The organism is Alkalihalobacillus bogoriensis ATCC BAA-922, from assembly GCF_000621445.1.
Lineage (GTDB): Bacteria > Bacillota > Bacilli > Bacillales > Bacillaceae_F > Bacillus_AO > Bacillus_AO bogoriense.
In genome coordinates, this window is record NZ_JHYI01000043.1 from 1 (window position 1) to 18,699 (window position 18,699).

The 18,699-nt window shown below is 37.2% G+C and carries 17 protein-coding genes and 1 pseudogene; 16 read left to right on the forward strand and 2 right to left on the reverse strand.

Annotated elements, in window-relative coordinates; translation table 11 throughout:
• From T323_RS29210 to T323_RS0115080, 8 genes and pseudogenes are all read left to right on the forward strand, one after another.
• Positions 1–258, forward strand: a pseudogene (locus T323_RS29210) (IS110 family transposase); the annotation flags it as partial.
• Positions 259–378: 120 nt separating this feature from the next.
• Complete coding sequence (locus tag T323_RS0115050; protein WP_026674016.1) at positions 379–1,443, forward strand: serine hydrolase domain-containing protein; 1,065 nt, start codon at positions 379–381, stop codon at positions 1,441–1,443.
• Positions 1,444–1,458: 15 nt separating this feature from the next.
• A complete protein-coding gene (locus tag T323_RS0115055; protein ID WP_026674017.1) occupies positions 1,459–1,710 on the forward strand; it encodes a hypothetical protein in 252 nt (83 codons plus the stop codon).
• Between the two features lie 168 nt (positions 1,711–1,878).
• Positions 1,879–2,850 (forward strand): YncE family protein, encoded by a 972-nt coding sequence (locus T323_RS0115060; RefSeq protein ID WP_026674018.1) that lies wholly within the window; start codon positions 1,879–1,881, stop codon positions 2,848–2,850.
• A 3-nt stretch (positions 2,851–2,853) separates the two neighbouring features.
• Positions 2,854–3,537, forward strand: a complete 684-nt coding sequence (locus T323_RS0115065; protein WP_026674019.1) for a response regulator transcription factor — start codon at positions 2,854–2,856, stop codon at positions 3,535–3,537.
• Positions 3,534–4,934, forward strand: a complete 1,401-nt coding sequence (locus tag T323_RS0115070; protein WP_026674020.1) for a sensor histidine kinase — start codon at positions 3,534–3,536, stop codon at positions 4,932–4,934. The genes T323_RS0115065 and T323_RS0115070 overlap by 4 nt, the downstream gene beginning before the upstream one ends.
• Before the next feature lie 117 nt (positions 4,935–5,051).
• Entirely contained in the window at positions 5,052–6,440 is a 1,389-nt protein-coding gene (locus tag T323_RS0115075; RefSeq protein WP_026674021.1) for a PepSY-associated TM helix domain-containing protein, read from the forward strand.
• A 24-nt stretch (positions 6,441–6,464) separates the two neighbouring features.
• Positions 6,465–6,932, forward strand: a complete 468-nt coding sequence (locus T323_RS0115080; RefSeq protein ID WP_026674022.1) for a FixH family protein — start codon at positions 6,465–6,467, stop codon at positions 6,930–6,932.
• Between the two features lie 249 nt (positions 6,933–7,181).
• On the opposite strand, the gene T323_RS0115085 is transcribed toward T323_RS0115080, so the two are convergent.
• The gene (locus tag T323_RS0115085) at positions 7,182–7,574 is read right to left on the reverse strand and encodes a hypothetical protein (RefSeq protein ID WP_026674023.1); all 393 of its coding nucleotides are present in this window, start codon (positions 7,572–7,574) and stop codon (positions 7,182–7,184) included.
• Between the two features lie 121 nt (positions 7,575–7,695).
• Positions 7,696–8,490 carry an SDR family NAD(P)-dependent oxidoreductase gene (locus T323_RS0115090; RefSeq protein ID WP_026674024.1) on the reverse strand — a complete coding sequence of 265 codons (795 nt, stop codon included), beginning with the start codon at positions 8,488–8,490 and terminating at the stop codon, positions 7,696–7,698.
• A gap of 201 nt (positions 8,491–8,691) precedes the next feature.
• Here T323_RS0115090 and T323_RS0115095 point away from each other — a divergent pair, with 201 nt between their 5' ends.
• From T323_RS0115095 to arfA, 8 genes are all read left to right on the forward strand, one after another.
• Positions 8,692–9,306 carry a TetR/AcrR family transcriptional regulator gene (locus T323_RS0115095; RefSeq protein ID WP_026674025.1) on the forward strand — a complete coding sequence of 205 codons (615 nt, stop codon included), beginning with the start codon at positions 8,692–8,694 and terminating at the stop codon, positions 9,304–9,306.
• 406 nt (positions 9,307–9,712) lie between these two features.
• Positions 9,713–12,310, forward strand: a complete 2,598-nt coding sequence (locus T323_RS0115100) for a LamG-like jellyroll fold domain-containing protein (protein WP_026674026.1) — start codon at positions 9,713–9,715, stop codon at positions 12,308–12,310.
• Between the two features lie 132 nt (positions 12,311–12,442).
• A complete protein-coding gene (locus tag T323_RS26880; protein ID WP_180320848.1) occupies positions 12,443–13,705 on the forward strand; it encodes an extracellular solute-binding protein in 1,263 nt (420 codons plus the stop codon).
• 69 nt (positions 13,706–13,774) lie between these two features.
• Entirely contained in the window at positions 13,775–14,653 is an 879-nt protein-coding gene (locus T323_RS0115110) for a carbohydrate ABC transporter permease (protein WP_026674027.1), read from the forward strand.
• Between the two features lie 28 nt (positions 14,654–14,681).
• Positions 14,682–15,527, forward strand: coding sequence for a carbohydrate ABC transporter permease (locus tag T323_RS0115115; protein WP_026674028.1), 846 nt, complete (start codon positions 14,682–14,684; stop codon positions 15,525–15,527).
• A gap of 52 nt (positions 15,528–15,579) precedes the next feature.
• Positions 15,580–16,008 carry a hypothetical protein gene (locus T323_RS0115120; RefSeq protein WP_084309297.1) on the forward strand — a complete coding sequence of 143 codons (429 nt, stop codon included), beginning with the start codon at positions 15,580–15,582 and terminating at the stop codon, positions 16,006–16,008.
• Between the two features lie 113 nt (positions 16,009–16,121).
• Positions 16,122–17,096, forward strand: a complete 975-nt coding sequence (locus T323_RS0115125) for a glycoside hydrolase family 43 protein (RefSeq protein WP_026674030.1) — start codon at positions 16,122–16,124, stop codon at positions 17,094–17,096.
• Between the two features lie 52 nt (positions 17,097–17,148).
• Positions 17,149–18,639 (forward strand): arabinosylfuranosidase ArfA, encoded by a 1,491-nt coding sequence (arfA, locus tag T323_RS0115130; protein WP_084309299.1) that lies wholly within the window; start codon positions 17,149–17,151, stop codon positions 18,637–18,639.
• Positions 18,640–18,699: the final 60 nt, after the last annotated feature.

Consider the following 18,699-nt stretch of genomic DNA (forward strand, 5'->3'; position numbering starts at 1 on the left):
TGGGCTAATTCCAAAAGTAATAATCGCATAGGCGGTCATTTCCGAAGGATTCGAAAACGAAGAGGAGAAAAGAAAGCTGTAGTAGCCACGGCTCATCTTCTTATCCGAATTGTGTATGCCATTTTACGTGACCGCACACCATACAGTGAACAAGGAAACTACTACGAGCAAGAGAACAAAGAAAAGGCCGTTAACCATCTAGTTAAACAGTTAAAGAATTTGGGATATGAAATCGATCTAATAGAAACTGCAGTATAATAATATTCCATTTTTATCCAACTGTTTTTTATAAGAGTGGTGGGCCTTTTTTTGCTTTTTTCCGGGGAGAATTTTCGTATAAACGGAATAAATGTCCGAACAGGAGCAGGAGGAATCATGATGAAAACAGAACAAAAGGAAAAGATAGTCAACACAATGGAAAAATCATTCCGAAAACAAGTGCAAAAAGACGAAAACATCAAAAGTGCATGTTTACTCGTTCATTCAGACACGCATAATATCCACCTCAATGTAAACGAAGGATTAGAAGACCCCAACCAACCGGTTTATATGGCCAGTGTAGGAAAAATCTTCACATCCGTCATCACGAGTATGTTATATGAACAAAAGGAATTATCATTTGAAGACCCATTAACTGATTATTTGGATGAGGCTCTCGTTAACGACCTTCACGTGTACAAAGGAATAAACTATACAAACGAAATCAAGATCAAACACTTATTAAACCATACATCTGGATTGTCCGATAATTTCCGGCCGTTACTAGAAAAAGTGTTAGACGATCCTAACTATAAAATAAGTCCAGAAGAGGCGATTACATGGACGAAACAGCATACACCACCACACTCCGGCCCTGGGACGAATTTTCTCTATACAGATACGAACTATCATCTATTAGGACTTATAATTGAAAAAATAACAAATCTTCCTTTTCACGAAGTACTCAATCACTATATTTTCAAACCTCTTGCTATGCAACAGTCCTCAATGCTCCAATACTCACAACCGGTAAACAAAAACACAAAAAAAGTCGCACCATTTTATTGCGAGAAAACGAATCTTGCTGACCACGAAGGCTATGGCGGTATCGATTATGCAGGAGGCGGCGTTGTCTCAACTGGTGAAGACTTGTTACTCTTTATGAAAGCTCTAACTTCCTATCAGCTAATAAAAAAAGAGACATTAGAAATAATGATGAAGGACAAAGTCAAATACGGATTAGGCATTGATTACGGATATGGCATCATGCAATTTAAACCCGTTCCCCTCCTTATGCCGAAAAAATTTTCAGTGTGGGGTCATGCTGGTGCAACGGGAGCTTATATGTTTTATCACCCTAAGCTAAAAGCTTATGTAATCGGGACATTTAACGATTTTTCTTATGAGAGAAAAGGTGTTAGATTTATGTTATTGAACGTTATAAACAATTTAGCGAAATTATAAAAAGGAGAGATGGAAATGGCTAGTAGTTCTTTTGTATTTCTTGGTTATATCGTAGTGGCGGTGTCCCTTTGTACAGCAGCTTTCGGTTTAGCGAGAAAATCATCGTTGTTGATGTTAGTTAGCTCGGTCACTTCACTTCCACTGGTTTCATATTTTTTAGGCTATAATCATGAATGGATGAAGTTCGTTTGGTTCATTCCTTTCGGTTTACTTTTGGTAGGTGTATTATTCTGGAAACAAGCTAGGAAAAAGAGTGCAATCCTTTAATGAGGGGTTGTACTCTTTTTCTAGTCTTATAGGCTACAGCTATTTTGAAATAGGAAGGCAAAAACAGCTAAAATAGAAGGAGATGGACAAAACCGCGTAAAAACTTCAAAAGAATTTCACATTCTCAAGGTAAAATCAATGCAATTCGTCCGAGAAAAGGAGAAAAAAATGAAACGATGTTGCTTACAAGCATTTTTGCTAGGGATCATTTTATTTTTGGTTGGATGTCATACAACCAATTTTGAAACCCCAGATACAAACGAACCACTCATTATGGTTGCTCATGTTAAAGAAGAAACAATGACATTTCTAGACTCGGAACAAGGTGAAGTTCTGTTAGCAGAAAATAGTCATTTTCCAATAACAGAAATGCTTGATATTGGTGACGAGAAAGTGGTTGCGACAAGTCAAAGTGAAAGCTCGCTTTTGCTTTATGATATCGGAAAAGGAAAAGTGACCCCATTTTTAAAAATGAACAAAGGGTTAACAGCGCTTGAGTATGACTTTTCTTCAAAATCATTGTATGTAACAGACATCTCAAACAATCTAGTTCATCTGATTGATATGAATCATGAGAAGCTTGTTCAAAGTATGGAGGTTGGAACATTTCCAACTGATTTGGAGTTTGGAAACGAGAAATTATTTGTACTTAGTGCAGAAGAAAATGTTGTCACAGTTACCGATTTAAAGTTGGAAACGGTGTTCCAGACAATTCCCGTTTTAGAACGTCCGTCAGGGATGTATTTTGATGGAGAAATTATTTGGGTTGGAGGGCATGGTCCATTTGGACAGTTAAATAAAAAAATTTATGGATATGATCCCAAAACAGGAAATGTTGTCGGTGAGATTGAGGTCGGTTTAATGCCGATTGATTTTTTTGGTGTGAAAGACGCCCCCTATTTTTATGTGCTCTGTCATGGGAATCATCATGTCTATAAAGTGGAGAAAAAGAAAAAAGAAGTTCGAGCGTCACTTGAGGTTGGACTAAATCCTAACTTTATTACAGGGAATAGCGAATTATTGTATGTGTCAAATCTTGACGGGGATTCAATTTCAATTATCAATAAAGAAGCATTTGAACGGATAGAGGATGTTCCAGTTTCAGCTGGACCTTATGCTATCTTGCTGTTGGAGGAATAAAGGATGATCAAAACGAAGCGCATTTTAGTTGTGGATGATGAAGTCGAATTACTTGATTTGGTCACTTCCTTTTTAGAAAAGGATTATGACATTGTCACGGCCCAAAGTGGTCATGATGCGATTGAAATTGTAGAATCTCAGTTCGTCGATGTTGTCGTGTTAGATGTCATGATGGAGTTGATGGATGGCTTTACGGTTTGTGAAAAAATAAGAGAGATTTCGCAAGTTCCGATTGTGATGCTTACGGCAAGAAGTGGAGAAGAAGATAAAATTAAAGGATTAAAACTTGGAGCAGATGATTATATAGTGAAGCCGTTTAGTCCAAGGGAGCTATTAGCTCGAATCGAAGCTGTATTGCGGCGAGCTCAAGGCATTCAAACAACGAAAAACATAGTAAGATACCATGAGTTGGAAATCGATAAAAGTGGCAGAATCATTTATGTTCATCGAGAACAGATTAATGTAACAAGAAAAGAGTATGATTTATTATTATTTTTACTTGAACACCATGGACAAGTGTTTTCGAGAGACCATTTACACGATCGAATATGGGGGATGGATGCTCATATGGGGACATTGCGAACGGTTGATACTCATATTAAGACGTTACGGTTGAAACTACAATCTGCGGAACGTTTTATTAAAACGGTGTGGGGTGTAGGGTATAAGTTTGAGGCTGATTCATGAAGCATTGGTCAATCAAGAAAAAAGTTTGGATTGCACTTTCTGGCGTAATCGTGACTGTTACGCTAGGAGCTATTTTTCTCATTTATTTTTTATATGATGCACTCTATGTTGAGAAACAAAAAGAATTACTTTTGACAGAAGGAGAGAGCTTAGCTGAATCTTATTTGGAATATGGTGTAGAAGAATCGTTTTTTACCCGGTTACATTGGACAGAACAAAATAAAGCGATTCATGTCTTTTTTTCTGATGATCCGATGCAACTTGGGAGTGGGGTACCATTTGAACCTTTTTCAGAAGAAAATATGATTACATTTGATGAAAGACAATTACTATTAGAGGGTGAGACTGTTGTGATGGTCCGTTCTCATCCCCTCTTTCAACAAGATATACTCGGCGTGGCGATTCCTTTATTTCAAGGTGAACAATTATCTGGTGCTATTCTACTTTCCATGCCGTTAGCTGATGTATATGAACCGTTTATGGAAATACGGGTTATGTTATTTGTCGTATTGGCTTTTATTTTAGTCATTATTATTGTTCTAGGAAATAGAATCGTCAATGATGTAGTCAACCCCTTGTTAAGTATGAAAAAAATATCGACTTTTCTAGCAGATGGGGATTTTTCGAAACGAATGAATGTGGAGCGTAGAGATGAATTAGGACAGTTGGCCCAGTCGTTTAACATTCTATCGACCTCACTCGAAAAGGTAGAAGAAAACAGGCGCGAGTTTCTAGCTAATGTATCCCATGAATTACGGACGCCATTAAGCTATATGAAAGGGTATGCTGAAGCAATGGAAGAAGGAATGATAGACTCAAAAAAAGGACTAGCCATTATCCAAAAAGAATCAAATCGGCTTGAGCGTCTAGTCAATGATCTTCTTGATTTAGCTCAACTAGAAGGAGATTCTTATCCATTACGGTGTGAGCCAATAGTATTTTCACAAGTTGTGAACGATGTATTAGACTCGTTTGAGGTTGTGGCTACACAAAAAAACATTCGGATAGTTCAAAGGATTGATGAGGAAACAATTATATATGGTGATAGTGACCGCTTAGAGCAAGCGATTAGAAATTTATTAGATAATGCCATTCGCTATAGTGCTCCGCATACAGAAATTACGATAACTTTAACGAGAAAAAATGGCTGGAGTGAACTGCTGATTACAGACTATGGTATAGGAATTCCGACTAACGACTTATCCGCTGTGAAGCAACGGTTTTACCGTGTGAATAAAGCTCGAACACGGAATGCAGGAGGCACTGGCTTAGGGTTAGCGATTGTAACAGAAATTATAAAAAAACATGAAGGGGAATTTGAACTTTCCTCTGAAGTTGGCAAAGGGACAACGGCGATAATAAAAATAAGAACAATTGAATCAAAAAAGAAAGATTGAAGGAATAAAAGCCTTCAATCTTTCTTTTTTTTTATAGAATTTCACCATCATTTCACAATCTCTTTTTATACTTGGCAAAGTAGTTTTCATTAAATGAAAGAAAGAGGAGAAAGCACGATGGAATTGTTGAAAAAGCAACAGCCAGATAAAGCGATAAACGAGCAGAATAAAAAAGACTTTTCTCTTTACCGAGCTGTGTGGAGGTGGCACTTTTACGCCGGTATTATTTTTGCCCCATTCCTTATCATTTTAGCAATTAGTGGAGGGGTGTATCTTTTTAAGCCTCAAATCGAAAATATACTTTATCAAGATTTATTTTACGCAACGGACGCAGAAACATCGGTATCTCCTTCCAAGCAATTACACAATGTAAACCATGAATATCCTGAAGCCATTATCCGATCGATTCGTTATTATGAAGAACCACGTACGACAGAGTTTTCGATTATGAATCACGGAGAATCCATGTCTGTTTTTGTTAATCCTTACACGGGTGACATCACAGGGAGTTTGCAAACAGAAAAGAAGTTCACAGAAATCTTTAAAAGAATCCATAGTGAACTTTTCGTTGGGGGTACATGGGCGAATCGTCTTGTAGAATTAGCGGCATGCTGGGCGATTATTCTTTTAGTGACCGGACTTTATATATGGTGGCCAAGGGAAAAGAAATCAATATGGGGGACAATTTTACCTCGCTTAAATAAAAGAGGACGTACGTTATGGCGCGACCTGCACGTCGTCCCTGCGTTTTGGTTATCAGCATTTATACTAATTTTAATTATAACTGGCTTACCATGGTCAGGGGTCATGGGGGAACAAATTAATAAGTTCTCTACCGCTACAAATACAGGCTATCCTCCTTTTGCCTTAAGCTTTCGAGAGAAACCTGATTCCGTAGTTAAAACAAAAGATGTAGCCGACGATGTCCCATGGGCAACAGAAAACTTAGCAGTACCTGTATCTAATTCTGGCACATATGTTTCATTGTCATTGGAAGATGTGAATTATATTGCAAAAGCACAAAACGTACAAAAACCTTATACGATTTCACTCCCTCAAGGAGAGACGGGAGTATACACGATCGCGACGTCACACTCAAGACCTGGAGATAATGCGACATTACATATCGACCAATACAGTGGAGCTGTAATAACAGATGTACGTTTTCAAGATTACGGCATTATGGCTAAAGCAATTACGATGGGAATTGCGTTACATGAAGGAAGATTGTTCGGACTACCTAATCAAATACTAGGCTTAATCACCTGTGTAGGAATGGTAGGGTTAATTATTAGTTCATTTATAATGTGGAGAAAGCGAAAGCCTGGTGGGAAACTAGGTGCTCCACCTAAACCGAAAACTAAAAAACAATCAAGAGTTGTCCTTGCTATGATGTTAGGATTTGGGCTACTTATGCCTTTAGTTGGCATTTCAATTATCGTCGTTCTTATTCTCGACCGCTTTCTATTTTCAAAAATAAATCGGTTAAGAGAATGGTATGAATAAGTGAAAAGAAAAGGAGAGAAAAAAATGAAATATAAACAAACGATAGCTGCAATACTAGGGATGTTATTACTAGCCGGATGTGAGATGAACGAAGCGGAGCCGAAAGCACATGATGTACTAGAAGTCGTTAATGTCGATATTCTTATTCAAGAAGAAATCGCTGTAAATGATGAAGTGACCCTTCAAGTGAAAGTGACGCAAGGCGAAGATGATGTGGAGGATGCACAGGAAGTAGAATTTGAAATTTGGAAACACGATCATCGTGACGATGGTGAGATGATAACAGGCATCCATCAAGGGGAAGGAGTATATCAAATATCCCATACCTTTGAACAAGATGGAATTTATTATGTTCAAACCCATGTTACCGCTAGAGGAATGCATGTAATGCCTACTAAACAACTCCTTATTGGTGACGTATCCGAAGAAGAATTAGCATCATTGGAAGAGGAGAGCGGGGAAACGGAATCCAGCCATCATGGACACCACTAAGAGGAAAGGGTAAAACAATCACAAGTCAAACCGTAACGGACATACGTTCCGCTATAGTTACAAAAAACGATGTTTTCTCCGTTCTAACGGACATCTGATCCGCTATTTGCCAAGATCGAGCATCAAAAGTAGCGTAAAAGGCAAAATAGCGGAACACATGTCCGAAACTTTTTGAATCAAGGTCATTTTTGCGGGAATAACGGAACTGATGTCCGAATGGATTTGCAAACTGTGCAAACACGTTGGATTTTAATGTCTTTCGATAAAAATCAAATCATCAGTTGGTGTGATATACTCATTTTCACCTAGCGAAAAGCTGCATCTTTGACGATCAATTTCAACATAATGAACAACATTATTCTCATGCAGAAACACTAATAAATAAATATCTTCTCTCATTTCAATATTACTAGGATCTTTGAAATCAACCCCTAATGTTTCAATTATCCCATCATTTGATGTATAAGGTTGAAACAAAAAGGCCTTGTCCCATTCAAAATCAGTTAGTGATTGGACTTCGACTTCCTCACTATTTTGATCTTCTACAATCGAATAAATCGACGTTTCTAAAGCTTTGTGCTGTTGGCTACATCCTGTGAGTATCAACAGGATGAAAAACATGGACCAATATAATTTCTTCAAGTAATTCTCCTCCACTCCTCCTAATGATAGGAATATTTTTACATTAATTTTAACATTACTTTCCAAATAAAAAAAGATAAACTGAGCACTAACACTCAAAGTTTATCTTCCTAATACACATTTAGTTTTTTAATTTTTCAGCAATAATCTTTGCTGCTCTTTTAGGACTTAACCGATAAATTTTATCTAGTAATTTAACATCTTTTCCAGCAAGAACGCGGTATTCATCTTTTTCCATTCCATCAACAATAATCTCTGCCGCTTCTGGAGCTGTTAGTAGTTGATGTTTTTGGTTTTCATCTGCTGGTTTTCTTGAGCGTTCAACATTTGAGTTTTGCATAATGTTTGTACTAACACCACCAGGGAAAACGACGGTTACTTTAACATTTGTATCTTTAAGCTCGGAATGTAACCCTTCTGTTAATAGCTTAACTGCGGCTTTAGATGCACCATAAATCGATTGTCCTGGAACAGGGACAAATCCACCCATACTTGAAACGTTTGTAATATGTGCGACAGGTCGTTTTTGTAAATGGGGTAAAAAAGACTTTACCATATAAAGTGTCCCGTAAAAATTAATGTCCATAACGAGTTTGATTTTATCGTAGTCAAGGTCACTAACAGGAATAAACGGTTGAATGATTCCGGCATTGTTAATAATGCCGTCCACTTTACCATGATGTGCAATCACTTGTTCTGGCAGAGCTTCAACGGCTTCTCGTTCTGTAAGATTTAGAACATGGGTTGATACTTTTGTCCCTTTCTCCCCAGCGGCTTTGACCGTTTCTTCGAGCGCTTCATTGTTAAGATCAACCGCAGCGACACTCGCTCCTTTTGCAAGCAGGTTTAAAACAAGCTCACGTCCGATACCACCACCAGCACCAGTTACTACAATAACTTTGTCCATTACTTTCATTTTTCTATTTCCTCCTTTATGATTACATCGATTACAAGATTTCAATTCGGTAATGATAATAAACAAATGTTCATTTTTTTGCCTTATTTAAAGTATAGTTAGAGTAAGAAGCGCTTTCAATCAGCAAAATGTGAAGAAAATGTTGACTAATGAACAATTTACGTTTCGTTTGTTCATTAATGTTAATGAGGAGGAGAACGAATGGAGAAAAATCATAGGACTATCGATAGAAGAATCGTAAAATCTAAAATGGCGATGAAAGAAGCTCTGCTCTCTTTAATGCAGGAAAAAGAATTTAAACATATTTCAATAACAGAAATTGTGAAAGAGGCAGATGTGAATCGGGGGACGTTTTATAAACATTACGTGTACAAAGAGGAATTATTAGATGAAATGATTACAGATATTACGAAAGACTTAATTGAGTCTTTTCGAGATCCATACAAAGATTTAGAAAAAGTAGATATTAGGTTTTTAACGTCAAAGGCGGTAAAAATCTTTGAACATGTTGAGAAACACGCCTCTTTTTATACCCTTATCGTGAAATCTAATCTATTTTTCGGCTTTCAAAACATATTAGGGCAAGAAATAAAAGGCCTTCTATTGAATGATTTTATTAATCACCTCGAATATGAACAGATTGATAGTCATTTATTGGCAAGCTATCATGCGTATGCTATTGTCGGGATGATTATTGAGTGGGTGCGAACCGATTTTAAATATAGCGCGGAGTTTATGGCTGAACAATTACTTAATATTATTAGAAATAATAAAGACATTAGTATGGCAATGATTAATAAGGTTGAAAAAGCATAGATGTGTTGAAAGAGAATACAGGAAAGAGACCTAAAACCAACGTCTGATATCGTTGGTTTTTTTAAGGTTTTTTAACGGTTTTTTAAATGGATAGGCTTTTTTTATCAATTTATAAAGAAAGTAAAAAACCATCAAAATGTTAATTAAGATAATAATGTGCAATTTAAATCACCATTATTCCTTTTTATGTAAAAAATGTAACATTAGATAGCTTTTAATAACTAGATTAATGGCTTTTACACAAGAAATGAATGAGTTGTAATTGATTAAATCAAGAAAATAGGCTCATGTGAATGATATGAATATTCTAGTATCCTTAACATATAAATAACATTATTAATAAAAATATTACGATTATACTCGAGATAAAAATAAGAGGAAATAAAAATACGAAGGGGGTTTTATAATGGGGAAAACAGTATTACGAAAAAGTACAATAATTGCATTAATATTCTTATTAATGTTACCGCTTTCAATTCATGCAAAAGGGGAGCAAAATCAAGGAGCTAGTGCAAATAGCAAAGGTAATAAACCACACCAAGAATATCATCAGGACCCAATTGAGTTTGAAAATGCATCGGTTCACGACCCGTCAATTATCAAAGTAGACGATATGTTTTATGTTATTGGCTCTCATATTGATGGTGCCAAATCACCAGATTTAATCAATTGGACCAATTATACAAATGGGTATACGACACCAGGAAATACAATCTATGGTGACTTATCTGAAAATTTATCTGAAACGTTTAAGTGGGCAGGGGAAAATGATGGTGATAGCAGAGGTGGATTTGCCGTCTGGGCACCTGAAATTATTTGGAACGAACATTATGTAAATGAGGATGGAACAAAAGGTGCTTACATGATGTATTACAGCGCTTCATCAACTTATATTCGTTCAGCAATTGGATTTGCAGTTTCAAAAACAATCGATGGCATATTTGAATACGTAGATACGATTATGTATTCGGGGTTCTTTAATCGCGAGGCATATGATAACAATAGTACGGTGAACAAGCATTGGGAAAATACGAATCTTCCAAAATTGATTGAGGAAGGCATTATTGAAGATGTAAATCCGAATTGGTTTACGAGTAATGGTGGATATAATTATCGCCATTTTACGAATTCAATTGATGCAAATTTATTTTTTGATGAAGATGGAAAGCTCTGGATGACGTACGGTTCATGGGCAGGAGGAATTTTTATTCTTGAAGTGGACCCTGCGACTGGGCAACCTATATATCCAGGTGAAGATGGGACAACCGAGGACGGTAGAATGATAGACAGGTACTTTGGTACAAAAATTGCCGGAGGGTACGGATATTCAGTCGAAGGTCCATATGCTTTATATGACAAAGAAACAGATTATTATTACCTTTATGTGACATATGGTGGGTTAAGTGCAAGTGGTGGATATCAAATGAGAGTATACCGCTCGAAAAGTCCAGATGGACCATATGTTGATGCTGCTGGTGCAACCGCTGTCTTCCCAGATTCTTTAGATGATGGGACAGTCCGAAATAAGGTCGATGATTACAGTCATGGACAATTCGGAAACAAATTGATGGGAAATTTCTTGTTTGAACGAAAAGTAGGGGACCAAGGAACGGGCAATGGTTATGGCTATCTTTCTCCAGGACATAATTCAGTGTACACAGATCCTGATACAGGCGAAAGATTCCTAGTTTTCCACACCCGTTTTCCTGAACGAGGAGAAATGCATGAGGTACGTGTGCACCAAATGTTTATGAATAAAGATGGCTGGCCGGTTGTTGCTCCTTACCGCTATACAGGTGAAACTTTGAAAAAAGTGAATCGACAAGATGTTATCGGAGAGTATTCTTTTATTAATCACGGAAAAGAAATTACTTCTTCACTGGAAAATTCAGTTTACATTTCTTTGGATAAAAACAACAAGATTTCAGGAGATGTAAAAGGAACATGGAAGAAAACAGGTCATAACCGAGCAGAGTTAACGATTGATGGGGAAACATATGACGGGGTGTTTGTTCGACAGTATGATCCAACATCCGAAAACATAGTCATGACCTTTACCGCTATGTCAAATAATGGAGTAGCGGTATGGGGAAGTAAACTACCAAATCGTACAAATAAAGAAATCATTGAAGATGTCGCCAATGATTTGGACTTAGGTGATATCGAAAATGTAGTTTCTAACTTAACGTTACCTACGGAAGGAACTCGCCATACAAAAATTGCTTGGGAAACATCAAATCCGGATGTCGTTACAAATACAGGTGTGATTTCTCGACCGGCAGCGGGAGAGGAAAATATAAGTGCCACACTAACGGCTACAATTTCGAGAGCGGGTTTAACGAAAAAGAAAACGTTTGATATTACCGTTCTTGCGTATCAAGAAGCTGGTTTAGTCGCTCAGTATTCATTTGATGGTAATTTAGAGGATAAAACAGGCCACTTTGTTGCGGGTACTGTAACTGGTGACCGAATCAATAATACAGGGGGAACGATTAGTTATACGGATGGTGTTTTTGGTGAAGCGGCCGTATTTAACGGGAGTTCCGGTGTGCGTCTACCTGATGGACTCATTTCAAGTAACACGTACTCTGTATCGTTATGGTTAAAACCTGAACAGATAACAACGTTTACGACAACGTTTTTTGGAGCAAGAGACAGTAATAACTGGATTAGTTTACTTCCATCAGGACCTGCTGGGAATCAAACGATGCTTTGGTCAGGAAGTGCAAGATGGTTTGATGCCCCGATAGGCAGTACCATTCCTAGAAATGAATGGTCTCATCTCGCTTTTACTGTCGATGAAGGAACGGTAAAAGTGTATGTAAACGGTGAAGAGCAGTTTAGTGGAACGAATTTTCCTAATATCTTTACAAATAAACAAGGCAATTTTAGTTTAGGTGTGAACTGGTGGGATAATCCTTATCATGGTCTAATGGATGAATTACGGATTTATGAAGGGGCTGTGTCACCTGAATATATAAAAGACTTAGCATCACGAGATTAATAGATGCGCCATCATATTCATGAAGATATGATTCTGATTAGGAGGTGATGGAAGGACACATTTTCACCTAATAATTAATGTTTTTATTAATTAATTTTAGAACTAGTGAACTAAATAAGAGGGGGATTCATTATGAGAAAAGGATTGAAAGCGTTATTGGCAGTTGCATTTTCTTCTATCCTATTAGTCGGGTGCGGTGGAAATAAAAATACAATTGAGTTTTGGACGCCGTTAACAGGAGATGATGGTGCAAACATGGATGCTCTTGTCGCAGAGTACAATGCGACAGACCCTGAATATCCAGTCAATCATGTTATTACGTCGGATATGTACACAAAAATGTACACAGTATTAAACTCTGGTCGAGGTATTCCAGACTTATCGATTATTCATGCGGACCGTGTTCCTAATTTCGTTGATCAAGGGTTATTAGAGCCGATGACTGACATTATGGCTCAACAACCAGAATTAAAAGAAGAGAACTATATAGTGGAAGCTTGGGATTCAGGAAATATAAATGGTACACAGTACACGATTCCATTAGATATTCATGGTAGTGCGATGTATTACAATAAAGATTTACTTGCTAAATATGGGGTTGAACATTTCTTAGATGACGATGTTGTTACGTTTGATGAAATGTTGTCATTACAAGGTCAATTAGAGGAAGGGGACTATGTCCTTAATGATGCATTAATAAGCTGGGTTATTTTTGCTCAAATTCAAAACCTTGGTGGCGATATTCAAGATGAAAATGGGGACCCTGCTGTAAATACACCTGAAATGAAACAAGCAATAGAAGCAATTAAAGAGTTGAAAGATGCTGGTTTAATGACTCCTTATGGTGAAGATGGATACTTGATGTTCCAATCTGGAAATGTATTATTCTCAACGGACGGAACATGGAGTTCACTAGGACACTCGCAAGTAGAAAGCTTAAATTTTGGGGTAACCAATGTGTATGCATTTGAACCGGATACATTCCATAACAGAGCTTCATCCCATTTATTTGCTTTATTAACTAGTGATGAGAGAACGGAAGAAAAAGAACAAGGCATTGGTGAATTCCTTGAATTTATCCGCCAAAATTCAATAGAGTGGGCAGAAGCCGGCCAAATTGTAGCAAGTGTTGATGTTATTGAAAGTCCAGAATATAGTAACTACTTACAATCATTCTTTACGTCTAGTGAAAAACAAACTGATTCTTTATACATCTACACATACAGACACTATCCGTATATTGCTGAAGCACTAGACAATTATGCAGCGGATATGGTTCATGGAGAATTAGATATTGATACAGGACTACAAGAAATGCAGCGGTTTGTAGAAGATAAAGTTTCTGAAGGAGCGCTGGACTTAGAAAACGTGGTAGCCGAGGAAGAGGAGAATTAAAGAAAACTAGAAGTAATGTGCCATTCTTTTGTGGCACATTACTTTTAACAAAAGGAGTTTGAATACGCAATGAATAAGAAAATGAACTTAGCACCTGTTTTCTTTATCGGTCCCCATTTAATTTTGTTTATTGTCTTTATTTTAATCCCAACGATATTTGGGATTTATGCATCATTCACAAGGTGGAACTTAGTTAGTGAACCAATGTGGGTAGGATTAGACAATTATAGAACAATATTGTTTAACGAAGATTCAACGTTTTATCATCAATTTTTTAATGGGATGAAAAACACATTATATTTTGTTCTTTTTACTGTTCCATTAATGATCGTAATTCCTTTATTGATTGCTGTTTCTTTAGAACATAAAGAAGTGAAATTGAAAAATTTATTTCAAACCCTAGTATATATCCCAGGGTTAATTTCAATTTCAGCGGCTGCGCTCATTTGGTCGTTAATTTTCAATAAACAATTAGGTGTTGTAAGTAATGTGTTTGGTTCTGAGCCCGTTTGGACTTCTACTCAGCCATACGCTTGGATTACGATAATTGTAATTACCATTTGGGCTGGTATTGGGGGAAATATGATTATTTATCGAGCCTCTATTAACGGAGTGTCGAAGGACTTATATGAATCAGCAGAAATTGATGGTGCTGGTCCAGTTCGTAAATTTTTTAGTATTACATTACCATCTATTCGTTTCCCGTTAATTTATACACTCGTTATGACGACAGCTGGTGCTTTTAATGTATTTGCTCAACCTTTAATGATGACTAGTGGTGGACCGAGAGAAAGTACAACCGTTTTGATGATGTATATTCGTGATTTAGCATTTAGTCACGGTGAATCAATTGCAGGTATTGCATCAGCTATGGCAGTATTGCTCGGTTTGGTTATTTTAGTTATCTCTGCTATTCAATATTATTTAATGAGTCGTAATACTGCTTAAGTCAAAACGAGGAAGGGAAGGGAAGCAAATGTTTAAGAACATAAAAGTTTCTAAATACTTATCATATTTATTTTTGATTATCGTAAGTGCAATTTGGGTTATCCCTGTTATATTTGGGATTTCCACATCATTTCGGTCACAGACAGAAGTAGTAAATGAAGGATTCCGGTTGTTACCAGTGAACTGGATAGTGGATAACTATGTTGCGATTTTGCATAATACGTCATCAGCACCAATTATGCAATGGATTTGGAACTCAGTTTTCATTGCAACGACACATACATTATTGGTCATTGCGGTTATTTCGATTACTGGATATGGCTATACGCGGATGAAATTTAAAGGAAGAGATGCATTATTTTTTACACTACTAGCAATCTCGTTTTTCCCTAACGTTGTTAACTTAATTCCGTCATATAAAATAATTGATATCCTAGGATGGGTTAATACACCGTGGGCTATGATTGTTCCTGGACTAGCAGGTATGGCGAACATCTTCTTAGTGAGGCAATTTATGAAGGGAGTTCCAATGGAATTAGATGAGTCTGCGAGAGTTGATGGAGCTAGTGATTTCACGATATTCTTTCGAATTGTGTTACCACTTATAAAACCAATCTTAATCGTGTGTGGTTTGTTCTCGTTTGTTGGATCATGGAATGACTTCTTATGGCCAGTTATTGTGTATACTGACGTTCAAAAAATGCCAGTAACAGCTGGGTTACTATTGTTGCAAGATGTGTATGGCAACTATCGAATGATCGGACAATTAATGGGTTCTGCCGTCTTGGCGATCATTCCAACTTTATTACTGTTCTTCTTTGCCCAAAAATACTTTATCTCAGCGATTAACTTAAACTCTGGTATTAAAGGATAACTAATGAAATGAATAAATCAAAACTATTGAAAGCAAATAAAGGGTGATTGTCATGATTGTGAGTAGGGGATTAGAGAGGAAATTATTAATAGCCGGTTCAGTCTGGAATTTAGTCACATCGTTAATCACGATATTCAGTTATTATTCTTGGTTCAATCGCGAAGGGGCACAAAGGCTTGAAAATGTCGATATGAATACAGCGATAGCAGGCTCACAGATGATTAACAATATACTCCAAGTCATTTTAATGTTTGGTTTATTCATATTTGTTGGGGCCATTATTACCTTTTTAGTCGCAGTTAAAATAAAAGATAATGAGATTCAAAGCAAAGTCGTGATTTGGATTGCGGTATGGGGGCTTGTACAATTAGCTTCTATGGACTTTATCGGATTTGCCATCTTTTTAATCGCGTTTGTCATTTATTTAGCAAAAAATAAAGCAATAAGACTAGCAAAAACGAAAGAGGTAACAGCGGCTTAAGCTTGTAATGGAATGAGCGGGGATGCTCACAGGGTGTCCCTAATATTTTTTTGATGGAATGGTTAATAGTTTCATTAATAATTAATATATATAAGATTAATAGGGGTGGTAGGATGGAAAAGCAACAAGACTATGTAAATCCAATTATTGAACAGAGAGCCGATCCGTGGGTATATAAGCATACTGATGATTTTTATTATTTTACAGCTTCTGTTCCTGAGTATGACCGAATAGAAGTAAGAAGGTCAAAAACAATTCAAGGTCTTGCTGAAGCGGAAGCTGTTGTTGTATGGAGAAAATATGAAATTGGACCTTTAAGCGCAAATATTTGGGCACCTGAAATCCATTATATCGAAGGCAAGTGGTATATCTACTTCGCAGCAGCTAGAACAACCGAAACGAATGATGGCTTATTTGACCATCGAATGTTTGTGCTTGAGAATGAGTCAGAAAATCCATTAGAAGGAAACTGGATTGAAAAAGGTCAAATTAAAACAAAGTGGGAGTCGTTTGCACTAGATGCGACTCACTTTGAACATTATGGCGTCCATTATTTAGTATGGCCTCAAAAAGATCCTGATATCGTAGGAAATTCTAATTTATATATTGCTGAAATGGAAAATCCGTGGACGATTAAAGGAGAACCAGTCATGATTACAACACCAGAGTATGAGTGGGAAAAAATAGGATTCTTAGTAAACGAAGGTCCAGCCGTATTGAAACGAAATGGAAAGATTTTTATCACATTTTCAGCAAGCGCAACAGATTTTAATTATTGCATGGGGATATTAACAGCAGAAGATACAAGCGATTTATTAGATCCAAAATCATGGGTGAAACACCCTGAGCCTGTGTTTAAGACAAATGAAGAAACTGGTCAGTATGGTCCTGGTCATAATAGTTTCACTGTGTCTGAAGATGGAACACAGGATGTTATCGTTTATCATGCAAGAAACTATAAAGAAATAGAAGGCGATCCTTTGTATGACCCAAACCGTCATACTCGGGCACAAGTGTTTACATGGGATGATAATGGGATGCCAAACTTTGGAGTACCTGTTCCTGATGGGAAACTAGTAAAAAACTAATAGACGTTTGAAAACGAGGTGTATACATTTGTCTTCATTAGAAAAAGCCAAAATGGTTGTAGATAAAGATTTTCGTGTATCCGAAATTGATGATCGTATTTACGGCTCTTTTATTGAGCATTTAGGGAGAGCAGTTTATGGTGGTGTCTATGAACCAGACCATCCAGAGGCAGACGAAAATGGATTTCGAAAAGATGTCATAGAGCTCGTGAAAGAATTAAACGTACCGATAATTCGGTATCCTGGTGGGAACATGGTATCGGCTTATAATTGGGAAGATGGAGTGGGACCGAAAGTAGAGCGTCCAAGACGGTTAGAATTAGCTTGGCGCACGATTGAGACAAATGAAATCGGAACAAACGAATTTGTGGATTGGGCAAATCTAGTAAACTCTGAAGTAATGATGGCAGTAAACTTAGGAACACGCGGCATTGATGCAGCAAGAAACTTTATTGAATATTGTAACCATCCAGGTGGGACGTATTATAGTGACCTTCGTAAAAAGCATGGCTATGAGAAACCACATAATATTAAAACATGGTGCTTAGGGAATGAGATGGACGGTCCTTGGCAAATCGGCCATAAAACAGCTGAAGAATATGGAAGACTCGCATTAGAGACAGCGAAAGCCATGAGACTTGTCGACCCGACGATTGAACTCGTGGCATGCGGAAGCTCGAATACAGGTATGCCAACCTTCCCACAATATGAAGCAACGACATTAGAACATACGTATGAAGCGATAGATTATATTTCTCTTCACCAATATTATGGAAACCGAAACAATGACACTGCGAATTATTTAGCAAAGTCAATGGATATGGAACATTTTATTAAAACGATTACTTCTACATGTGATTATATTAAAGCGAAAAAACGTAGTAAAAAAACAATTAACTTAAGCTTTGATGAATGGAATGTGTGGTACCACTCGAATCAAAAAGATAAAGAAATTGAGCCATGGTCCATAGCTCCTCCTCAATTAGAGGATGTTTATAATTTTGAGGACGCCTTATTAGTTGGTTCGATGTTAATGACGTTTCTACGTAACTCAGACAGAGTAAAAATCGCATGCATGGCACAGCTAGTAAATGTCATTGCACCGATTATGACAGAAAATGGCGGAAAGGCGTGGAAACAAACGATTTTCTATCCATATGCCCATGTCTCAGCTTATGGTCGTGGAGTAGCCCTTCAACCGGTTGTTTCTTCACCGAAATACGACAGTAAAGACTTCACGGATGTGCCATACATCGATTCGGCTTCTGTATATAATGAAGAAAAAGAAGAAGTGACAATATTTGCTGTTAACCGTCACTTAAAAGAATCCGTCGAGCTTTCAGCTGATGTGCGAAGTTTTGAAGGGTATGATATTATTGAACATATAGTATTAGAAAATGAAGATTTGAAGGCAGTGAATACAGCCACATCACAAGCTGTACAGCCGCATTCTAACGGTGTTTCGACTCTTACGAATGGAATTGTTGAAGCAAACTTAGGGAAAGCTTCATGGAATGTAATCCGTTTAGCAAAAAGAAAGTAAAAGAACCTCCCCATGCTACTAAGCTGGGGAGGTATGTTGCCTTGAAGAGTTTTTCTTACG